Genomic DNA, 20,852 nt, shown 5'->3' on the forward strand with positions numbered 1-20,852 from the left:
TGAGTATGCGTGCTAATTAATTAAAGTGGAAGTTCAAGAGAAATCAATGTGTGGAGCAACGAATAAAAAGAAAACCGTTCTTCGAGACGAACGAGACAGGCGCGGGCTGCGGTTTCTGAGTGCTGAAACTCTGCACAATGGCGATCTGGTTTTTGAAGGACAAGATATAGGGCCTGTTGTTAAAGAGTTTTTTGGCTCCTCCGAGTATGAATGGCGATGGACTATAAAAGCTGAGCATGTGCCGATCATACAAAAAGCACTAGGTGAGGATGGATATATCATCAACTTGATTGAAACGCATTTTAACGATGAAAAATCAGCCGGTCTGTTGTCTTTTTTGGAAGAGCATAATATTCCTTATGAATCCTGGCATCGATATGGCGATTAGCTTTTATAACGTCTGAATTTCATTCGCTCGATTTTATCTATCGCTGCTCTAGTAAAGGTTCTAACTCAGGAAAAACAGTGTTTAGAATGACAGGCTGACCGTCCTTATTGGGATGCAAGCCATCAGCCTGCATCAAAGCTTTGTTAAGGGCGACACCTTTCAGCATAAAGGGCACATAAGCCAGTTGATATTCTTCGGCTAATTCTTTGTATAAATTAAAAAACATTTCTGTGTAGCGTTTGCCGTAGTTTTGTGGAATCTGGTTGCCCAACAGTAGCACTTTGGCATCAGTCTCATGTGCCGCTTTTATCATGGTTTCAAGATTGCTCTTGGTTTGAGTTAGTGGATAACCACGTAAAGCATCATTGGCACCCAGTTCTAAAATAATCCAACTCGGTTTGTGTTCTGACAGCAGTTGTTTAAAACGGGATAAACCGCCTTGGGTGGTTTCACCACTGACACTGGCATTGACGACCTTAATCTCTGGATTCGATTCAGATAATTGATTTTCCAGTAAACTAACCCAACCTAATTCTGGTCGTAGGTTGTAGGCAGCACTCAGGCTGTCTCCCATAACTAGCAATGTCGATGCTGAAGCAAGGTTACTCACCAATAAACTGATGAGTAATACGAGCCAATATTGTCTTTTAAAAAACATACAAACCTTCAAGAGTGAAAAACATGGCAGTTACAACTGCAATCAAAGTAAGCAATTTAACCCATACGGTCTCGGCGAATACAGGCGATTTGACCATTTTGAAAGGAATTAGTTTAGATATTCAGGAAGGTGAGTCTGTCGCCATAGTGGGGGCGTCTGGATCCGGTAAGTCGACCTTACTGGGCTTACTGGCAGGTCTAGATGTGAATACATCGGGTGAGATTTATCTTTATGATCATGCTTTCTCAGCCATGGATGAAGAACAACGAGCCTTACTTCGTGGGCAATATGTTGGCTTTATCTTCCAATCGTTCCACTTGTTACCGAGTTTGCAGGCGGTTGAAAATGTGATGTTACCAGCGGAGTTAAAAGGCGATAAAGACGCTCGTCAAAAGGCAGAAACCTTATTGGAAAAAGTAGGGCTATCGCATCGTTTAACGCACTACCCAAACCAGTTATCCGGTGGTGAGCAACAACGTGTTGCCATTGCCAGAGCTTTTGCATCCAGCCCGAAAATTCTGTTTGCCGATGAACCTACCGGCAATTTGGATGAGGGTAATGGTCGCATTATTATCGAGCAGCTTTTTGAGATGAATAAAGAGCAGGGTACGACACTGGTGATGGTGACGCACGATAACCATCTGGCAGAAAAATGTGATCGTCAACTCGTGATGTCTGCGGGTCAGCTGGTGGAAAAAAACTAATGCAATTTGCCTTACGATTACTGCTGCGTGATATCCGTAGTGGCGACATTCTAACGTTGATTTTTGCGTTGATTATTTCCGTCAGCACCGTCACTGCGATTAGTTTATTTATTGATCGCCTACAACTGTCATTTGAAAGCGAGTCAGCCAATTTAATGGCGGCAGATCGCTTGATTAGCTCTGATGATGCGATACCTGACAACTGGCAAACAAAAGCCGATGAGCTGGGGCTGAAACAGGCGCAACGTACCTCATTCCGTACCATGATATTTGCTGGTGATAATTTACAACTTAGTCAGGTCAGTGCGGTAACAGCACTTTATCCTCTCAAAGGTGTTTATCTGGTTGACGATACTTTGTTCGGTACCGGGTATGAATATACTCAGCCTCCACAGCCGGGGAAAATATGGCTGTCTTCACGCCTCGCTAGTTTATTAGGCGTCAAGATTGGTGACCAGATTGAGGTGGGCGAGACAAGCTTAACCGTCAGTCACTTTCTGGTCAGAGACCCCAATGCCAGTAGTTCGGCGTTTGCTATATCACCTCGTGCGGTGATTAATATGGCCGATCTGGCAGCAACACAAGTCATTATTCCTGGCAGTCGGGTACGTTACAGCCTGTTACTGGCTGGTGATAAGGACTTACTAGATCAATATGAATCATGGGTAACGCCACAGCTTAATGATGGTCAACGCTGGCGTACGCCGACACAAAAAGGCGAGCGTATCGGTGACACTATTGGTAAAGCACAATCCTTTTTATTATTAGCTGGAACACTCGCGGTTATTCTGTCTGGGATTGCTATGGCCTTAGCTTCATCTCGGTTTGTAAAACGCCATTTGATGCAGGTCGCCGTGTTAAAAACACTAGGCGCGACACCGAAAAAGCTAGTGCAGGTATTCCTTATTCAGTTTATCGCCCTGTTTGTAATAGGGGCAGGTATTGGTCTGGCAGCTGGGTGGGCAGGGCAACTGATTATTTCATCCATGCTGGCGGGGCTAATGTCGACCGCTTTGCCCGAGCCTTCATTAAGTCGCTTATGGCTGGGTGTGGCGACAGGGCTGGTTTCTATGCTGGCATTTTGTTTTCCATTGATGCAGCGTCTGATTAAGGTGTCACCGATGTCGGTGTTGCAGCCAGGTTTTAAAGTAGAACAAAACACGGTCATTATTTATGGCATTGGTTTTGTCGGTATGTTTGGTTTGATGTGCCTGTATACAGGCGGCTTAATTCTACCGAGCATTATGATGTTAGCCATTGTCGGCATTGGCGTTTTAGTTGCCTTACTGGGTTATAGCGTATTTAGCTTCGGCCGTTCACTCACCTCCGGCGCTACCAGTGGCTGGCAGATAGGCTTTGCTGCTTTATATCGTCGATTGTTGCCCAACTTATTTCAGTTATTAGTGTTTACGCTGATCATTATGCTGGGGCTGATATTAGTTGGAGTGAAATCGAACCTGATTTCAGACTGGCAACAGCAGTTGCCGGCAGATGCACCTAATCACTATTTGTTTAATGTTCAGGCCGATCAGATTGAGCAGATAGATAAGGTCACTGATTCATTGAATATTAAACGTTCAAACTGGTACCCCATGATTCGCGGTCGTGTCACCACTATCAATGATACAGCGGTGCAAACGCTTTACCCTGAAGATAAACCTGAGCCGGAACTGTTTGAACGTGAGTTAAACCTGACCTGGTCTGAGGAAATAGGTAAGGGTAGCAAGTTGCTTGAGGGTGACTTTAATGCCGATGGACTCTCTATCGAGCAACGGGTGATGCAAGAAGCGAATTTGAATATGGGCGACAAACTCACCATTAATATTGGTGGCAATGAGATTACTTTACCTATCACCTCAGTACGAGAGGTCGACTGGGGTTCAATGCAGCCAAATTTCTATTTGATTTTGCCAAAACAAGCTCTAGCAGACTATCCCGCTAACTTTGTCAGCAGTGTGTTTATCAGCCAGCAAAATGCACAACCTTTTTATAAAGCCATGTCACAGTTTCCTACAGTCTCGATGTTGAATGTCGGTGATTTATTAAAACAAGTGCAAACGGTAATAGGACAATTGTCACAAGCTATTCAGCTAGTGTTGCTGTGCATATTAAGTGCCGGTGCGTTGGTATTACTGGCGAGTGTTCGCTCAACACTAGAAGAGCGTCTGGAAGAGGGGGCTTTATTACGTGTGCTGGGTGCTAAAAAATCTTTGGTACAACAAGCCTTATTTGTCGAGTTCGGCGCACTGGGATTATTCTCAGGACTGATTGCTGCCGCTGGAGCCGAAGCCTGCCTGTATGGTTTACAGGTATTTGTCTTTAAAGCAGAAGCAAGTTGGCATCCTTTGTTGTGGAGTTTAGGACCACTAATTGGTGTAGTCGTTATTTCCGCAATCGGTTTATTTGCCAGCAGAAAAGTATCCAGCGTGCCACCGATGCATTTATTACGGGAAGTGTAATTAAGACCTAAGCAAAGTTAGATTTGTGATAGCGACAATAACGAGTTCATCCGTATAAATCATTATCTGAAGATATCTAAGGACTGGCTCTATTTTTTCATCATCAGTTCAAGACTCTGGCCTTATAATTCCATGGATAAGAAATTACTTCTATTAATAATCAATATGTTAAAGTCATTGAAAAGGAATTATAAGGCGGCCTGTTTAATATGTTTTATGGGGCCGGTGGCCTCATAAAACATACTGTTAAGCGCTAGGAGAAACAATGAGCCTCGAAGTAGCAAAGAGCAGAATCGATCTTTTAGAGCATTTTGATTATTCATTAAGGCTCTTTGAAAGCAATTACCAAGAGCTTTTATCTGTAATTGACTTTATGTGTAATGAGAGGGTTGGTCTTGAATTGTTTGCAGTAGTGAACCGCTGGAAACTAAATGAGGTGTTAACTCATCTCGGCTTTAAGCTACACAATTATGTTTGTGCAGCAAAATCGTTAGTTGATCACTCAAGAGTGCTGTATAGAAGGGTTTATAAAGAAAATGCCCCGAAATTTGATGACTATGAAACTGAGGTTAAAAATCGGTTTGAAGAAAACCCATTAAGTAAGTTTGTTGAATTTTTAAGAACTTACTGCCAGCACGAAAAACTTCCATCAATTGGCACATCAATGAGTTTTGACTCTCAATCTGATGAAGGCTTTATTTTCAAAGTCAGCATTGACTCTTCTGAATTATTAAAGTCAAGCAGCATTAAATCGTTACCCAAAAAATTCATCAGAGAACAAGGTGAAAGTATTGATCTAAAAGACACTATTAAAGAATATCATTCACAAATTATAGATTTCTATCAATGGGTACGAGATAGGCAGCAAGAAGTTCATGCCGAAGATATTGTATTGGTGAACAACCATTTTCAATCAGAACGAATAAATGCCATCAATAACTTTATTAATTTATACTCAATTCATGAAAGTGCAGGCACAGTCAAAGAACAACTCTGCACAGTCTTGACTACAGACACATACAGAGAACTTGAGCAATACAAAGATGATGATGTTAAGTGGGTAGAAAGTGCAATAGATATCATTGAAAGTGATGTTGTACTTCCAGATTCCCTCAAAACATCTCTCAGAAATAAGGCAAGAGTAGGCGCTTAACAAGCAAATCCAGGTGACGCCCACGCGCACATGATTTGGGCGTTATGTGTCAGGGGATTAAATCTTGGAACAACTTGAGATTGTAAAAAGATATCTAGAAAGAGTTGAAGCAATATATAAAGGAGTTCCATTATTGCCAAGTGATAATAAGGAATATTATGACGATGACGTCATATCATTCTTCATTCATTGTTACCATGTTCGAGACTGGATAATCCACCTTAACAAGCTTGGCATCGGTGCGGCAGAAGTAGACGAATACATAAATAATAATAGAGCTTTAAGTGTATGCGCTGATTTAGCAAATGGCTCAAAACATTGTCGGCTTATACGAACAAAGCGTACTGAAGACCAACCGCACGTGAGCGGCCGAGAAAGATATACGTCAACGTACGGTGATGATCTTAGCGTTATGAAATGTAAATATCGGATTATGAGCAATAAACAAACTATTGATGCACTGGATTTGGCAAATGAATGCGTAGCATTGTGGGATGACTTTATTGCTAATTACAGAAGTATATAACCAAATCAATAGGATCAGAGTGTTTGATTTAACTTTATCAAGAGAGCCGTCAGTGCCTGCCCCCTTGATTGCCCAAAGCCACATCTACTGCGGGTGCTATGGCTTAATTATGGAATCATAATGAAGAAATTAATATTACTTATATTCATTTTTTACATATCAGGCTGCTCAAGTTTTGGTGGCTCTAAGGGGAGCCCCTTTAATGGTTTACACGATATAAAGCCAAATACTGGTCAAGTATATATATATCGTCCTTCTAGCTTTGTAATGGGAGGAGCTATACCAACAATAAAAATTGACGATGAAAAAGCAGAAGGGGTTCGCAATGGAAGCTATATGATTTATGAATTACTCCCAGGTGAACACAAATTTCAATTATCAAACAATGCTAACTGGTCTGCTGGCAACATAGATTTCGTAGTAAAAATTAAAGAAGGTAATAGATACTTCTACAGGCTTACAGCAAATGTAGATGATATAGCTGCACTTGGACAGTTTGTAACTGTGTCTATGGGGAGTAACCTTAATCAGGTCACAGAACAATTCGCTATTCGTGAAATGTCACAATTAAAGTTTACTAATGTGTGGCCATAACAATAAAGTCAAAAGGGATTGCCAATAAGTGGCGACCAATGGGGGCAGACTCTGACCAATCCCCACGAAATAGTTAATAAAAAAATCAATAAGGTCAGACTGTTTGATTTAACTTCAGCAAGGGAGCCGTCAGTGCCTGACTCCTTGATTACCCTTTGTTTTCAGGACTGATAGCAGCCGCAGGCGCCTAAGCCAGCCTTTTATATAGTTGGCTAATTAAACACACCACTTAACACAATAAACAAGAGAAAGAGAGTTGTCGCTAATGTCTAAAAACACATTTTCAGCCTTGCTAGTAGAGGATAAGGAGTCTCAAGCAAAGCTTACCAAACTGGAAAACGTGGATGCTTTACCGAATCAAGGTGGGGATCTTCTAATTCGCGTTACCCATTCCAGTTTGAATTACAAAGATGGGCTTGCTGTTACAGGCAAAGGCAAGGTGTTGAGGTCGTTTCCTATCGTTCCAGGAATCGATCTGGCTGGTGTGGTGGAAGACGCCGGTGAGAGCACAAAATTCAAAGCGGGTGACCAGGTTTTTGTCACTGGATGGGGTGTGGGTGAGCAGGTTTCCGGTGGCTATGCCGGATTTGCCAAGGTTAAGCCCGAATGGGCAGAGTTAATACCTGAAGGACTCAGCGCCATGCATTGCATGGCTTTAGGTACCGCTGGTTTTACGGCCATGCTAGCGACATTGTCGCTTGAAGATCACAATGTACTTCCCGACTCTGGACCAGTATTAGTGACAGGTGCCTCTGGCGGGGTGGGGTCCATCGCTATTTCGTTACTCGCTAAACGCCAGTATAACGTTGTCGCATCGACTGGCAGAATCGAAGAACAGGGAGACTATCTAAAGCGTCTTGGTGCGTCTGAGATCATTCACAGAGAAGAATTATCGTCGCCGAGTGGCAGACCTCTGGACTCTGAACGTTGGGCTGGTGCGATTGATTCAGTGGGTGGTGAAACCCTCGCTAGTATTCTTCGTCAAACTCAGTACCGGGGCAGCGTTGCCGCCTGTGGTTTAGCCGGTGGGGCCAGTCTGCCGAGTACCGTGCTGCCATTCATACTGCGTGGTGTGAACTTGTTAGGCATTGATTCCGTAATGTGTCCGTCTTGGTTGCGGAAAAGAGCGTGGAGTCGCATGTCAGAAGACATCGATCTGAAGACCTTGGAACAACTGATTCAAGTGATTCCGCTTGATGCGGTCCCCGATGCTGCTCAGCAGATTCTTGCCGGAAAAATTCGTGGCAGAATCGTGGTGGATATGAGCTTGTGAATGCGATGATGCATGCAATAAACGGTGATACCAAATGCTAACAGCCAGGCTGTTAGCCGCCGTTAAGCTCAGTGTTTCCAGGCCAGGATAAACCGAATTTCATAGCGAAATGAGGTCGTTTTCTAATTAACTCCAATGTCGGTTATTAAGCAGTGATGCCTCGTTTGTAGTCATAAATGCGTCAATGTATTTATGGCTAACATCGTCAACAAATTTTAATGAGATAACGCTACACTTAGCTAGATTAGTGATGCGCAAGCAGTTTAAATATTTGTAATACATTGGAGGTATTTCTATGCTTACTGAACAACAACGGGCTGTTATCCCTCATCAATTATTAGTCTTTAACCTGTTGGTTTTTAATCTGCTTATCCCAATAGGTTCGTTGTTACTGGGAATGGAATTTTTATTGCTACCCATAGCCAGTGTCTGTTCCTTATCGGTCATTTTTTATATTTGGTATCGGTCGAAACATGTTCATCAAACACCGCTGATTAATGCTCACTGGTATATCGTGTGGAAACGCTGTCGTATTGTTTTAATTGCCTACTGTATTTCAATTTCTATCGGTTTGGTGTGTGGTCTGATGGCGTCATTTCAACATGACACACAATTACGTTCCATCATGATGATCGCGTTTATACGCATCGCGATTGTGCCTTCATTGCTGGTGGTGACGCCACTACTGATTTCATCAACCATTGCGATGAATAAGGTGAGAAGAGGTAAGCTAAAAGTCGCCGGTGTGGTGCCACAATAAAGCGGTGTCTAACGTGAGAATCGTAAGATAGAACCTTTATATTTCTCGCTGAGATAGTCTGTGTGTTCAGGCTTTATGTAATCGCTGGTGAAACCATAAGCCATCATTTCACGATCGAGTTTGTTTTTCCGGCCTCTGTCGGGATCTACCAAAATAACATCACAGTGCTGATTTGCATGGTTATGAATAAAGCTGGCTAAAAGCAGAACGTGTTCATCTTCATAAAGCAGATCGCTACCGATAATTAAATCAAACTTGCCAAGCTGACTGGTGTCATTTGCCCAGTCGACTTGTTCGAAAGCGATGCTTTTACCACTGTTTAGTTCTGTATTGCGATCAAGAAAGTGACTGACTTGCGGGTGGTAGTCAGTGGCGGTGATATCCGCCAGGCGTTCATTGAGTAATAAACTTGATAATGCCATACCGCAGCCAATCTCAAGAATACGTTTATTTTTAATGTCGTAGTTCAGCATATGATTGGCAAGCACTATGCTCGAAGGCCAGACAACACCAAACAAAGGCCAGGTAGCTGAAGATATGCCCATGTCATTGGCTTCACCTTCTGGATCACTAAACTGCTGTTTATCCCGAAGTGTACAAAGGTGGATATCCATATCACCGACCTCAATGGTCTGGTAACGAACACGAATAGGCTTGGTCATCATTTATCCTGAAAAGCAATGGGTGCTTGGTCAGTTATGTGTGATAAATGACAAAACGAGAATGACTCAGAATATAGTATTTTCCGGTAACTGCAAGTTTCTTATTTTAATTCAGTGATCTAGCGATTTTTCTTGTAAGACCATTACCGCACATGAGGGGAAAGTGAGAAGACAATAAAAACAAACCCCATGACGCTATGTATTACGCGTTCACAGGGTTTGTTTGATTGGGTTAATGTTGGGCTTCGATAAGGTGTGACTCTGCATGTTCCAGCGCCAGATCGTAATCAAATTTCGCACCGGCTTCGATCAGGTCGTCTAATTGAGATTTTGCATGTTCTTTATTGATATGGTCTGAATCAATGACAGCGAGATAGGCATAGGTGCCTGCGACTTCTTCTGGCGAGTCATGATGTGTGCCGCCACTATCAATCAGTTGAACGACATCGTGTATTGACCGAGCTTCTTTAATTTCAGTTGAAATCATTTCAACCTCCTATTTAATTAGCTGGTCTTTTAGTGAAACGCGATAGCGTTTATGAGTCAAGTTTACGCACTTAGGTTTACCCTTTTTTACAATGCGTGTGTATGAAAATACTGTTCTCAGTCTGAAGTGAACTCGAGGTAGGGTGTGCAATTTACTGGTGGTGATTTATGTCGTTAGACGATATTGTTGAGACCTGATTTTTAAGTATGAGTGCATGAGTGATTTGATATGTCTTATTTAGATGATCCCAGAGTTTTATTTGCGGCAGAACGTACCTTGCTTGCCTGGAACCGTACCAGTCTGGCTTTGATTGCCTTTGGCTTTGTTGTCGAGAGAGCAGGGCTGCTACTCGCTGTCATGCAGGGACAGCAAACGCCACATACCACCTCATCAACATTTATTCTGGGTCTGGCGTTTATTCTTCTCGGGGCGGTATGTGCGCTCGTTTCTTCCTATCAATACGGGATCGTGCTGAAACAATTAAGCGAATCAGAAATCCCTGAAGGTTATAAAGCACGTTGGGGGATATTACCCAATCTTATTGTGGCAATACTCAGCTTGGCTTTAGCCGTGTCCTTATTTAACGTGGCCGGCTCATGAAACAAGCTGCTTTTTATTGGCCGGGCACTATCCTCGGTCTCATGTCACTGCTTTTTTTATGTGGCGACCTCAGTGCTGAGAATGTATGTGGTGAACAGGAGACGGTTTCCTTTAGCTGCGATATTAAGGCTAAATCAGTTTCAGTGTGTGTCACTAAACAGGACACATTAGTTTATCGTTATGGCAAACCAAATCAGATTGAGCTGGAACTTCACGCACCAGTGCAATTTAGTTCAACAGCCTATAGTGGTGGTGGCGAAGGGCGTTTACGATTCTCAAATGGACGTTATGACTATATTGTCTATTCCGGCATTACCAATGGGGAATGGTTAGACGCTGAGGCGGGTATTAGAGAGAAGGTGGAGTTAGGCGGTATTTATGTGGTGAAAGACCAGCTTCTTCTGGCTGACCTCAAGTGCACGGCTTATTCAGATAAGCATTATATTCATAACTTGCCTGAGCATGAAGCAGAGCCTTTTATCTATTACGATTAGTTTTATTTGACCAGTGCGTGTGTGGGCCTGGCGTTGTGGCATTAAAAAAGCCCTGCTCAGAGCGAGCAGGGCTTTGTGTTTTTATATGGCAGAAAAATCGCGAGACTAGAGGCCGAGTTTTTTATGTTCACCCATCATGTCTGGCTCCACTTTGCCATCGGTGAATAGTTTAAATAGGCCTTGAATGCTTGGATCTGAAATCCAGACTTCCGCATCATCTAATTCAAAACGCATCATAAGTAGAGATGGATCCTCACGTCCTTGGTCATACCATGATGCGGCCATTTTTGACCAGTATTTATCAATCACCGCCTCATCCGTTTCTGGCTTCAATACGCCGCGGATGGATGCAAACACCTTGTTATCTTTACTCACAAATGTGGCTTTCGCCGGCCCACCTTCTGCTATTCGATTAGTTTTAGTCGTGTAAAACCAGAACTCACTATCGGCATTTTCATCTAATTGTGCTGTCATGGGTTCACTGTGTTGCAGCGAGTGATCCAGCCCGATCATCAGAAAAGGACTGTCACTCATCGCTTTCCACATGGTTTTTCGAATATCGTTACTCATCTATATCTCCTTGACAGTGGTAAATTCAAATTCAACTAAAGATAGCAATGCACATGTTTGTATGGTGTGAAATGCTTTTTATTCATGTTATTTGATTTTGCACACAGCTTATCTTTAGATGAATCAACGCATTGATCTGTGCGACAACTGACTACGGCTTTGATTCCAAGGAATGCTTAAATTTTTCAAAGAAGTAAGTCACATGAGAAATGACATTGTTTATGTGAGCTTAATTCTGGCTGCTATGAACAAATAATGCGTTCTGATGATGGGAAGTGATACAGAGCCCCAGCGCGATATTGCGTGTCAGTCAGCCTCCAAACTATTCAGTCTCGAACATTTTCTATTGCGCGTATCAACACCAAGCTATAGGCCACGATTGAATAGCTCTCAGGGCTTTTATCGATGAAATACGTTGCCATTTTCAACACTTTTTAATAATTACAACTAGGTCCACCTACCCATATATTCAGTAATGTATATAAGAATACGAATATTGATATGCAATATTGCATATGTAAGTCATGATGTATATCAGAGTGGCTCCAATATTAGTGTTGATTTTTAGCCGTATTTATTGGGTTTTATCATTTATTTTTGGTATGTCATATTGTTTAAATATATATCGATTACCATATATTAAAAATTCGTTTATTGACCTTAATTAGGTCCAAGCCTGGAATAGAGTGATGAGCCCAGTAGATTTTTATAAATGTCTCTCCGATGAAACCCGTTTACGTTGTATCTTATTGATTTTCAAACAGGAAGAATTATGTGTTTGTGAATTAACAGAAGCATTAGATGAAATTCAACCAAAAATCTCCAGGCATTTAGCTCAACTCAGAAAATGTGGGCTCATACAGGATAGACGTCAGGGACAGTGGGTGTTTTATCGTATCAGTACTGACCTTCCTCTCTGGATGGTATCTGTCATTTCAACCACCCAAATACATAATCAGCAACTTATCGATGAGGACCTGCAACGATTACAACAAATGTCTGATCGTCCAGATAATCAAAAAAATTGCTGCGGATAACTTTTAAGAACGTTGTTAAATCATGAATACACATCCTATTACATTTCTTCCCCTGCCAAGCGGCGGGCAATTTATTTTTACGCCATGTCCTGGCACAAAAGAGACTGACATAGAACAGGCTTTAGACGTTTTATATGATGCGGGAGCAACATCTGTCATAACGGCTTTACCCGATCATGAGCTTGTGGATTTAGGTGTGCCTGACTTGGGAATGTTGATCCAGAAGAAGGGGATGCACTGGTTTCAGTTACCCATCGAAGATGATATGTCTCCAGATGCTCTTTTTTTAACGAGATTATCTCAGGTCAAAACTGAGTTACTTAAACGGTTAAAGCATACATCGACCATTGCTATTCATTGTCGTGGTGGTTCGGGTAGAACAGGATTGATCGCCGCCATACTTTTACTGGAGATGGGTATGGAGTGGAAAGAGGTTAAGGAGCTTGTTCAGTCTGTAAGACCCCGTGCTTTAACAGCAACGGCACATCTGAATTTCTTAGAAAAATACTACGCAATTAAGGATTAAATATGACAATCAAAGTCGGTATTAATGGGTTTGGTCGAATCGGTCGCTTAGCTTTAAGAGCTGCATTTGATTGGGATGATATTGAGTTTGTTCAGATTAATGATCCTGCTGCAAATGCAGATACATTGGCTCATTTACTCAACTTCGACTCAGTCCAAGGTACTTGGCATCATGAGGCGATGTCTGAAGATAATGTCATTCACATCAATGGTAAAAACATCATCTGCAGTCAGAATAAAAGCATCGCTGAGACTGACTGGTCATCCTGTGATGTTGTGATTGAAGCCAGTGGCAAAATGAAAAGCAAGGCCATCCTTCAAGATTATTTGAAACAAGGCGTAAAGCGTGTCGTTGTGACGGCGCCCGTGAAGGAAGAGGGCGTCTTAAATGTCGTGATGGGTGTCAATGATGATAGTTATGACAAAAACCGCCATCAAATTGTGACAGCCGCTTCATGCACAACAAACTCTCTTGCGCCTGTGGTCAAAGTTATTCACGATAAGTTAGGTATTAAACATGGCTCTATAACGACCATTCATAACATTACCAATACCCAGACGATCATTGATGCACCACATAAAGACTTACGTCGCGCACGGTCATGTGGCACTAGCTTGATTCCAACAACAACAGGTTCAGCAACGGCGATTACAGAAATTTTTCCTGAGTTAAAAGGGCGTCTTAATGGGCATGCTGTACGTGTGCCGCTAACCAATGCCTCGCTAACAGACTGTGTGTTTGAGGTTGAGCGTGCAACAACAGCTGATGAAGTCAACCGTTTATTAAAAGAAGCGGCTGATGGAGAGCTGAACGGTATTTTAGGTTATGAACAGCGCCCTCTGGTATCGATAGATTACAAAGGTGACCCGCGTTCAAGCATTGTTGATGCCTTATCCACCATGGTCGTCAATCACACGCAGGTGAAGATTTACGCCTGGTATGACAACGAGTGGGGCTATGCTAACCGTACTGCTGAGTTAGTGCGTTTGGTCGGTCGCCAGGATTCGGAGTAACCATCAATGACAGCCTTGGCTAAGCTATCTGACGAGATTCGCCAGTATCTTATTATCACCACAAACTACTGGGCTTTTACCTTAACTGACGGTGCATTACGCATGTTAGTGGTATTGCATTTTTATAGTTTGGGTTACAGCCCATTGCAGATCGCCATGCTCTTCTTGTTTTACGAGATTTTTGGGGTGATCACTAATCTCGTTGGAGGGTGGCTAGGCGCACATATTGGCCTGAATAAAACGATGAATATAGGGCTGCTGCTACAAGTTGTCGCCTTATCTATGCTACTTGTGCCGAGTGAATGGTTAACTGTTATTTGGGTCATGGCGGCACAGGCCTTATCCGGTGTCGCCAAAGACTTAAATAAAATGAGTGCCAAAAGTGCCATCAAGTTACTGGTGCCAAAAGAGGAAAATGGTCAGCTTTATAAATGGGTTGCTGCGTTAACCGGGTCAAAAAATGCATTAAAAGGCGTGGGCTTTTTTCTCGGAGGCGGGCTGCTCACGCTGATTGGATTTAAAGGGGCGGTCTTAGTGATGGCCCTTGGATTAATGATGGTTTGGATATTTAGTCTGTTTTCTCTTAAACAAGAGCTAGGCAGAGCTAAAAATAAGCCTAAATTTAGTCATGTTTTTTCTAAAAGCCAGTCAGTTAACGTGCTTTCTGCCGCCAGAATGTTTTTATTTGGTTCACGGGATGTCTGGTTTGTTGTGGCCTTACCCGTTTATTTATCTACCAGCTTTGGTTGGGATCACTGGTATGTAGGCGGTTTTTTGGCTTTATGGGTGATAGGTTACGGTGCGGTACAAGGGTTTACACCTAGATTAACGACCCGCTCTAAAACGAGACTTCCAGATGGCAAAGATGCCTTGTTTTGGGCGCTCGCCTTAAGTTTAATTCCAGTAATGATCGCAGTCGCACTGACCTATAACTGGCATAAAGAGCTGGTACTGATAGTGGGGCTGATGATCTTTGGTGTTTTATTTGCCATTAATTCAGCTTTGCATAGTTATCTGATTGTCAGTTATGCAGGTGAAGACGGCGTATCACTTGATGTCGGCTTTTATTACATGGCAAATGCCATGGGCAGGTTAATAGGTACGGTGCTTTCAGGCTGGCTCTACCAGTCTTATGGTTTAGGGTTTTGTTTATGGGTGTCTGCTTTATTTATCGTCATAACAGCCGTGATATCGCTGTATTTACCCAAACATAAACGAACAAGTGCCAGTATTTAACATCAGAGAACGCACATCATAATGTAGAAGTGTGATCGAGAAAGGATTAAAGGGACTTTTTATTTTAGAGTGTCGTTTTATAGACGCTCAAGTTTGTCTCTTCACATAGAAAAGACAGTTTCTCTCCTATAGTTAGCCAACGAACTATTTGATGACTTTGTTATCAAACTGATCATCTGGACAACAAAGGAGGAAGTATATGAATGACTTATTCAGTCCTGTGAAGATGGGCTCGGTGGAACTCAAAAACGGCATTTTTATGGCCCCACTAACACGAAACAGAGCCCATGATGATACGGATATCCCCAATGATCTCGCCATCACATACTATTCACAACGTGCCAGTGCTGGTCTCATCATTGCTGAAGGCACGCAAATCAGCAAGATGGGTAAAGGCTATATCAAGACCCCTGGTATTTACTCTGACGAACAAGTAGCAAAATGGAAAGAAATCACGGATGCCGTTCACGACAAAGGTGGAAAGATTTTCTTACAACTCTGGCATGTTGGCCGAATCAGTTATCACTCGGTACTCCCTGAAGGCGAGCAACCTTTAGCCCCATCAGCAATTCGCGCTGAAGCAGAAACATTCGTCGATGGGCAAATGGTGGATGTATCTGAGCCACGAGCCATGACCGCTGATGATATTAATAATCTGATTGAAGAATACAAAACAGCTGCTCGTAATGCAGACAAAGCAGGCTTTGATGGCGTAGAAATTCATGCTGCCAACGGATATCTGTTGAATCAGTTCATCTGTGACAGCAGTAACCAGCGTACAGATAATTATGGTGGTTCCGTCGAGAACCGTATTCGTCTGGTTAATCAAGTAGTTGAGGCTGTGCTTGAAGTGATGGATGCTGGCCGCGTTGGTATTCGATTATCACCTACCGGTACTTTCAACGATGTCAGTGACAGTGATCCACTCACTACATACAGTGCGCTCATCAAACAGCTTAACGAGCATAAGTTAGCTTATGTCCACATCGTTGAGCGTTTTCCTGGCATTGATGTAAGTAATGAAGACTTATACATCGTTGAGCAGATAATCAAACAGTGGCAGGGCTTTTACATTGCCAATGGTGACTACAATCTGCTGACAGCACAGGATGCGGTGAAAAGCCAACGTGCTAATGCTGTAGCGTTTGGTCGTCAATATATTGCTAACCCGGATCTGGTGGAACGCCTCAAAGCCGGCGCTGCACTGAACACGCCTGATCAAAATACTTTCTATGGTGGTGGTGCTGAAGGCTACACCGATTATCCATTTCTGGAGGATGCTCGTTAATTTCCAATCTGCAATCAACGCGAATTTTCTTACTATCAAAGAGGATAAAATATGACTCAAGCAGAATTGAAAACAACCGCTATTTCTCGTCAAACAATTGATAGCTATAACCCTGCCACAGAAGAGGTGTATAAAACCTACTATCTGCATACCAAGCAGGAAGCAGAAGCGTTAATTGATGATTCTCATAAAGCCTTTCAGCACTGGAGAGACACCTCACTTGAAGAGCGTGCCAGCATTATCAAAAAAATCGCTGAATTGCTCCGTCGTGACAAAGCTAAATTAGCTCAAATGATGGCTAAACAAATGGGTAAACCCTTAGCACTAGGCGAAGGTGAAGCCGAGCAGTGTGCTGCTATCTGTGAATATACCGCTGAGCATGGCATTGACGCTCTGGCTGATGAAGAGCGTGACATCGCTGTAGGTAAGAAAGGCATTATTACCTATCAGCCTGAAGGCGTGATCTTAGGCATGCAGCCTTGGAATTTCCCCCTTTATCAATGTATCCGCTACAGCATTGCGGTGATTATGGCGGGTAATACGACAGTGTTTAAGCATGATGAGTCCTGCTTTGAAACAGCAGAGGCCATTCAGAAGATTTATGAAGAAGCGGGTTTACCCAAGGGCGTATTCAGCTGCCTATTTGTTGATGGTGAAACGGCAGATGAATTGATTGCTCATCCTCATATTCGGGGTGTGACGTTTACAGGTAGTGCTCGTATCGGTCGACTGATTGCCAAAATTTCTGGCGAGCATCTGAAGAAAAATGTACTGGAACTGGGTGGGAGTGACGCCTATATTGTTCTGAAAGATGCCGATATCGATCTGGCCGTCAAAACCTGTGTTCAGGGACGTGTCATGAATAGTGGTCAAACCTGTATTGCAGCGAAACGGTTTATTATTGAAGCCCCTGTCTATGAAGAGTTCAGAGATAAATATGTCGCGGCAATGAAACAGCTGACCTTTGGTGACCCAACCAATAGTGATCATGATATGGGACCATTGGCACGTGTTGATCTGCGTGACAAGCTGCATCAGCAGGTTCAGGAGTCGGTGATGAAAGGGGCCACATGCTTATGTGGTGGTGAAGTACCTGACCAAAAAGGTGCCTATTACCCAGCCACGGTATTGGAAAACATCCAAGCTGGCAGTCCGGCGTATGACGATGAGTTATTTGGCCCGGTGGCTGCGTTATTCAAAGTCGCTGATGAAGCTGAAGCCATTGAGCTTGCTAATGACCACCGATATGGACTTGGTGGCGGCATTTTCTCTAAAGATGAGGAGCGTGCTATTCGTATTGCCCGTGAACAACTCGATACGGGCATGGTGAACATTAATGGTTACGCTGGTCCTCAAGCCAATATGCCTTTCGGTGGTGTAAAAGAAAGTGGCTATGGTCGTGAGCACGGAGGCTTTGGTATAAAAGAATTTGTGAATGCGAAGTCGTTATTTGTTGCATAAACCACTGACTGCATTACATTGAAAGAAATGAATCCCGGACCAGCTTGTTGGTCCGGGATTTTTTTATCACACGATGTTGTTTGAGTTAATGCACAGTGGCTGGCGAACCCACCTCTGATTTTGCAGGTTTTTGAATTAACAGCACCATCGGTAACATGGCAAATGCCGCGAGTCCCGACAGAATAAAGGCATCCTGAAACGCTAGCATTGAGGCTTGAGCCATGACTTCATTCGCTAAAACCTTGGCCCCCATCCCTGTGTCAGGTGACAAGCCTAAAGGTGCTAAATACTGAGAGACAGCTGGGTTAAAAGGCGTGATCTGCTCTGTCAGAATGGCATAGTGAAGATTGGTTCTGCGAGCAAGTTGCCAGCCAATAATGGCGATACCGACTGATGAACCAAGCGAACGCATCACACTATATATGCCAGAAGCTTCATCTTGTTTTTCTGAGGAAATATTCTGGAAAGCCAGTGTCGACATAGGCACGAAAAACAGCCCCATACCTAACCCTGAGATAACTCCCGGCCAGGCAAGCTGCCAAAAACTCACGTCAAGGTTCAAGTTAGCCAGCATGACATTCCCCGTACCCGTGAGAATCAAACCGATGGCTAATAACATCCGTGGATCAAACCGGTTTACTAGAAATGAGCCGGTCACCACCATAGAAAAACCAGCCGCAATACCACGTGGAATAAATAATTGGCCTGATTCCAGCACAGGGTAATCCAATAGTCCCTGAACAAATAAAGGCAAAATAGCAATGGCCCCAAACATGGAGATACCAAAACCAACGATGGCGACATTGCCCGCGGCAAAGCTTCTATCTTTCAGTAGTGAAAAATCGATGATATTCAGATTACGCCCCATGCCACGCACAAAGAAAATAAAGCCGGTGACAGCTGAGACAATGGCGGTCACCTGAATCAGGTGAGAATCGAACCAATCATGACTTTCGCCTAAGTCCAGGGTCATTTGTAAGGCACCTATAGCCGTGACCATTAACAATAGCCCCACCCAGTCAATATCAACCGCTTGTGTCTCTTCTTTTTTGAGTTCGCCACTGACCATTAATAAAGCAATAAAGGCAATCGGCATATTGACGTAAAACACTGCACGCCAGGAAAAATGCTCAGTTAAAATCGCACCGATGGTGGGGCCGAGTACAGGAGCGACAATCACACCTAAACCAAATATCGCCATAGCCTGACCGCGTTTCTCTCTTGGAAAGCTGGTAAATAATATGGCTTGAGATAAGGGGATGAGAAAGGCGCCAAAAAAGCCCTGACCTAAACGGAAAAACACCAGCATTTCGAAGGTTTGTGCCATGCCGCCCAATGCTGAGAAAAACGCGAACCCCACAATGGCAGAGATAATTAACCGACGACGGCCAAACTTACGTGATAACAAGCCTGTGAGAGGCATGACGGCAATCGAGGCAACAATGTAGCTAGTGACGATCCAAACGGTTTGATCACTGGTGATGCCAAATGCCGCTTTAATGTGAGGTAAAGCGACATTAACGATGGTGGTATCAAGCACTTCAAGTACAGCCGTGAGCACCACCGCAAAGACGATTAACCAGTGAACAGGCTGGTTTTCGCTCTCAGTCATTAGCTGTATCTAATTCTGTTGTATCCACTGTGGCAGTGACACTGGATCCCGCCCGTAAATGCTGCTCTTGTTCTGGGCTAGGCTGATAGTCCAAGTGAATCCGGACAGGGAAACGCTGTGTCACATGCACCCAGTTTCCGGTGGCATTCTCAGGTGGGAGCAGTGAAAAAATAGCGCCTGAACCCATACCTAAACTGGCGACGGTTCCTGTTAATGTCATATCTGGATACATATCAACGCTAATGCTGGCGGGTTGTCCTTGTCGAATCCGTGAGAGGGCGGTTTCCTTAAAATTAGCCGTGACCCACCAGTCATTTTTCTCAACGATGGAGAATAGAGATTGACCTGTCGTTATTACGTCGCCCGGACGTAGAGACAGATTCGCAATCCAGCCATCAGCCGGGGCGTAGACCACCGCATAACTGAGTGCAATTTGTGCTCGTTTTAATGCAGCACGCGCGGCGCGAACCGCAGGATCATGATCGGTTTCTCCACCCAGTTGAGTTTGTGCCGTGTTCAGTGCTGCTCTGGCGCTATCTCTATCTGCTTTGAGTTTGTCGAGGTTAGCTCGGGTTTTATCTAAGGTGGATTTAGGAATTATTCGGCGTTCATACAGCGTTTGCTGACGTTCAAATTCGAGTTCTGCATCCCCAAGTGTGGCTTGTACTGCGTTCAGATTGGCGATGGCTTTACTGACATCCGAACCCGCCATCATGTGTTTCTGAATTGTTTTCTCAAGCTCTGAGGTGGCTTCATCAACAGCACTTTGCAGATCACTATCATCAATTTTAAGGAGTATGTCACCGGCCTTAACAAAGTCATTTTCAGTAACATTTAACTCGGTTACCCGGCCAGTCACTTGTGGTGAAACAGTCAGAATATTGGCTTGAACATAGGCATCATCGGTTGAGGGGTAAACTTTCTGATGCTGCCACCACAGGCCAAGTCCAACAATAATCCCTATAAGGCAGATACTCAGTAAGCCCAACTTAGCCCATTTCATGCGGTGTCCTTTTTTATTTTTCTATCTGCTATGACGTCAACAGGGAGATATATATAGTGAAGGAGTTCAGCTTAACCATGCCTGAATAATGGGATAAACAAGCCAAAATATTCTTTCTGCTTGGCAGGGCAAATTGAGTCGGTAATAAAAAACTGTTTATTGGATCTTATTATTCATTAATTTCGTATTTCTGCCGATGGCTTAAGGTGTATAGTCAAGTTTTTAAGTTAACAATGTAGCGATAAACATCGTTAATTTAATGTGGTTTCAGCATTTAGCAATACGGACACTGCAAATGACAGAACACAGAAAGTATCGCTTTACATTTCGGCTTACAATACGCCTTAC

General features: G+C 43.4%; 22 protein-coding genes. 16 read left to right on the top strand and 6 right to left on the bottom strand.

The window, feature by feature from the left end:
- Nucleotides 1–25: 25 nt before the first annotated feature.
- Nucleotides 26–388 carry a hypothetical protein gene (locus tag B3014_RS07335; RefSeq protein ID WP_289286934.1) on the top strand — a complete coding sequence of 121 codons (363 nt, stop codon included), beginning with the start codon at nucleotides 26–28 and terminating at the stop codon, nucleotides 386–388.
- Between the two features lie 37 nt (nucleotides 389–425).
- On the opposite strand, the gene B3014_RS07340 is transcribed toward B3014_RS07335, so the two are convergent.
- Entirely contained in the window at nucleotides 426–1,046 is a 621-nt protein-coding gene (locus B3014_RS07340) for an arylesterase (RefSeq protein ID WP_289243365.1), read from the bottom strand.
- Between the two features lie 23 nt (nucleotides 1,047–1,069).
- On the opposite strand from B3014_RS07340, the gene B3014_RS07345 reads away from it, so the two are divergent.
- From B3014_RS07345 to B3014_RS07375, 7 genes are all read left to right on the top strand, one after another.
- Nucleotides 1,070–1,750: an ABC transporter ATP-binding protein gene (locus B3014_RS07345; protein ID WP_289243366.1), complete on the top strand. Its 681-nt coding sequence runs from the start codon at nucleotides 1,070–1,072 to the stop codon at nucleotides 1,748–1,750.
- Nucleotides 1,750–4,209 (top strand): ABC transporter permease, encoded by a 2,460-nt coding sequence (locus B3014_RS07350; protein ID WP_289243367.1) that lies wholly within the window; start codon nucleotides 1,750–1,752, stop codon nucleotides 4,207–4,209. Before B3014_RS07345 ends, B3014_RS07350 begins: the two co-directional genes overlap by 1 nt.
- Nucleotides 4,210–4,474: 265 nt before the next feature.
- Nucleotides 4,475–5,362: a hypothetical protein gene (locus B3014_RS07355; protein WP_289243368.1), complete on the top strand. Its 888-nt coding sequence runs from the start codon at nucleotides 4,475–4,477 to the stop codon at nucleotides 5,360–5,362.
- A 64-nt stretch (nucleotides 5,363–5,426) separates the two neighbouring features.
- On the top strand, nucleotides 5,427–5,888 hold the full coding sequence (locus B3014_RS07360) for a hypothetical protein (RefSeq protein WP_289243369.1): 462 nt from the start codon (nucleotides 5,427–5,429) through the stop codon (nucleotides 5,886–5,888).
- 120 nt (nucleotides 5,889–6,008) lie between these two features.
- A complete protein-coding gene (locus tag B3014_RS07365; protein ID WP_289243370.1) occupies nucleotides 6,009–6,482 on the top strand; it encodes a DUF2846 domain-containing protein in 474 nt (157 codons plus the stop codon).
- A 265-nt stretch (nucleotides 6,483–6,747) separates the two neighbouring features.
- On the top strand, nucleotides 6,748–7,755 hold the full coding sequence (locus tag B3014_RS07370; protein WP_289243371.1) for an MDR family oxidoreductase: 1,008 nt from the start codon (nucleotides 6,748–6,750) through the stop codon (nucleotides 7,753–7,755).
- Between the two features lie 295 nt (nucleotides 7,756–8,050).
- On the top strand, nucleotides 8,051–8,515 hold the full coding sequence (locus tag B3014_RS07375) for a hypothetical protein (protein ID WP_289243372.1): 465 nt from the start codon (nucleotides 8,051–8,053) through the stop codon (nucleotides 8,513–8,515).
- An 8-nt stretch (nucleotides 8,516–8,523) separates the two neighbouring features.
- On the opposite strand, the gene B3014_RS07380 is transcribed toward B3014_RS07375, so the two are convergent.
- Nucleotides 8,524–9,180 (bottom strand): class I SAM-dependent methyltransferase, encoded by a 657-nt coding sequence (locus B3014_RS07380; RefSeq protein WP_289243373.1) that lies wholly within the window; start codon nucleotides 9,178–9,180, stop codon nucleotides 8,524–8,526.
- A 229-nt stretch (nucleotides 9,181–9,409) separates the two neighbouring features.
- Nucleotides 9,410–9,664 (bottom strand): hypothetical protein, encoded by a 255-nt coding sequence (locus B3014_RS07385; RefSeq protein ID WP_286304146.1) that lies wholly within the window; start codon nucleotides 9,662–9,664, stop codon nucleotides 9,410–9,412.
- 228 nt (nucleotides 9,665–9,892) lie between these two features.
- On the opposite strand from B3014_RS07385, the gene B3014_RS07390 reads away from it, so the two are divergent.
- Nucleotides 9,893–10,264 carry a YidH family protein gene (locus B3014_RS07390; RefSeq protein WP_289243374.1) on the top strand — a complete coding sequence of 124 codons (372 nt, stop codon included), beginning with the start codon at nucleotides 9,893–9,895 and terminating at the stop codon, nucleotides 10,262–10,264.
- The gene (locus B3014_RS07395; protein ID WP_289243375.1) at nucleotides 10,261–10,758 is read left to right on the top strand and encodes a hypothetical protein; all 498 of its coding nucleotides are present in this window, start codon (nucleotides 10,261–10,263) and stop codon (nucleotides 10,756–10,758) included. Before B3014_RS07390 ends, B3014_RS07395 begins: the two co-directional genes overlap by 4 nt.
- Nucleotides 10,759–10,863: 105 nt before the next feature.
- Here the strand turns inward: B3014_RS07395 and B3014_RS07400 are convergent, their stop codons facing one another.
- Entirely contained in the window at nucleotides 10,864–11,328 is a 465-nt protein-coding gene (locus tag B3014_RS07400; protein ID WP_289243376.1) for a pyridoxamine 5'-phosphate oxidase family protein, read from the bottom strand.
- Between the two features lie 689 nt (nucleotides 11,329–12,017).
- Here B3014_RS07400 and B3014_RS07405 point away from each other — a divergent pair.
- The 6 genes from B3014_RS07405 (at nucleotide 12,018) to B3014_RS07430 (ending at nucleotide 17,889) form a co-directional block, all read left to right on the top strand.
- Nucleotides 12,018–12,365 carry a metalloregulator ArsR/SmtB family transcription factor gene (locus tag B3014_RS07405; RefSeq protein WP_289243377.1) on the top strand — a complete coding sequence of 116 codons (348 nt, stop codon included), beginning with the start codon at nucleotides 12,018–12,020 and terminating at the stop codon, nucleotides 12,363–12,365.
- A 22-nt stretch (nucleotides 12,366–12,387) separates the two neighbouring features.
- The gene (locus B3014_RS07410) at nucleotides 12,388–12,891 is read left to right on the top strand and encodes a tyrosine-protein phosphatase (protein ID WP_289243378.1); all 504 of its coding nucleotides are present in this window, start codon (nucleotides 12,388–12,390) and stop codon (nucleotides 12,889–12,891) included.
- A gap of 2 nt (nucleotides 12,892–12,893) precedes the next feature.
- Nucleotides 12,894–13,904: an ArsJ-associated glyceraldehyde-3-phosphate dehydrogenase gene (locus tag B3014_RS07415; RefSeq protein WP_289243379.1), complete on the top strand. Its 1,011-nt coding sequence runs from the start codon at nucleotides 12,894–12,896 to the stop codon at nucleotides 13,902–13,904.
- Nucleotides 13,905–13,910: 6 nt separating this feature from the next.
- A complete protein-coding gene (gene arsJ / locus B3014_RS07420; RefSeq protein WP_289243380.1) occupies nucleotides 13,911–15,140 on the top strand; it encodes an organoarsenical effux MFS transporter ArsJ in 1,230 nt (409 codons plus the stop codon).
- Between the two features lie 199 nt (nucleotides 15,141–15,339).
- Nucleotides 15,340–16,428 (top strand): alkene reductase, encoded by a 1,089-nt coding sequence (locus B3014_RS07425; RefSeq protein WP_289243381.1) that lies wholly within the window; start codon nucleotides 15,340–15,342, stop codon nucleotides 16,426–16,428.
- Nucleotides 16,429–16,479: 51 nt separating this feature from the next.
- A complete protein-coding gene (locus B3014_RS07430; protein ID WP_289243382.1) occupies nucleotides 16,480–17,889 on the top strand; it encodes an NAD-dependent succinate-semialdehyde dehydrogenase in 1,410 nt (469 codons plus the stop codon).
- 85 nt (nucleotides 17,890–17,974) lie between these two features.
- Here B3014_RS07430 and B3014_RS07435 read toward each other — a convergent pair whose 3' ends face one another.
- Both B3014_RS07435 and B3014_RS07440 read right to left on the bottom strand, forming a co-directional pair.
- Entirely contained in the window at nucleotides 17,975–19,501 is a 1,527-nt protein-coding gene (locus B3014_RS07435) for a DHA2 family efflux MFS transporter permease subunit (protein ID WP_289243383.1), read from the bottom strand.
- Complete coding sequence (locus B3014_RS07440; RefSeq protein ID WP_289243384.1) at nucleotides 19,494–20,504, bottom strand: HlyD family secretion protein; 1,011 nt, start codon at nucleotides 20,502–20,504, stop codon at nucleotides 19,494–19,496. Before B3014_RS07440 ends, B3014_RS07435 begins: the two co-directional genes overlap by 8 nt.
- Nucleotides 20,505–20,852: the final 348 nt, after the last annotated feature.

It is taken from the genome of Methylophaga sp. UBA678 (genome assembly GCF_002299105.1).
In the GTDB taxonomy this organism is placed as follows: Bacteria; Pseudomonadota; Gammaproteobacteria; order Nitrosococcales; family Methylophagaceae; genus Methylophaga; species Methylophaga marina.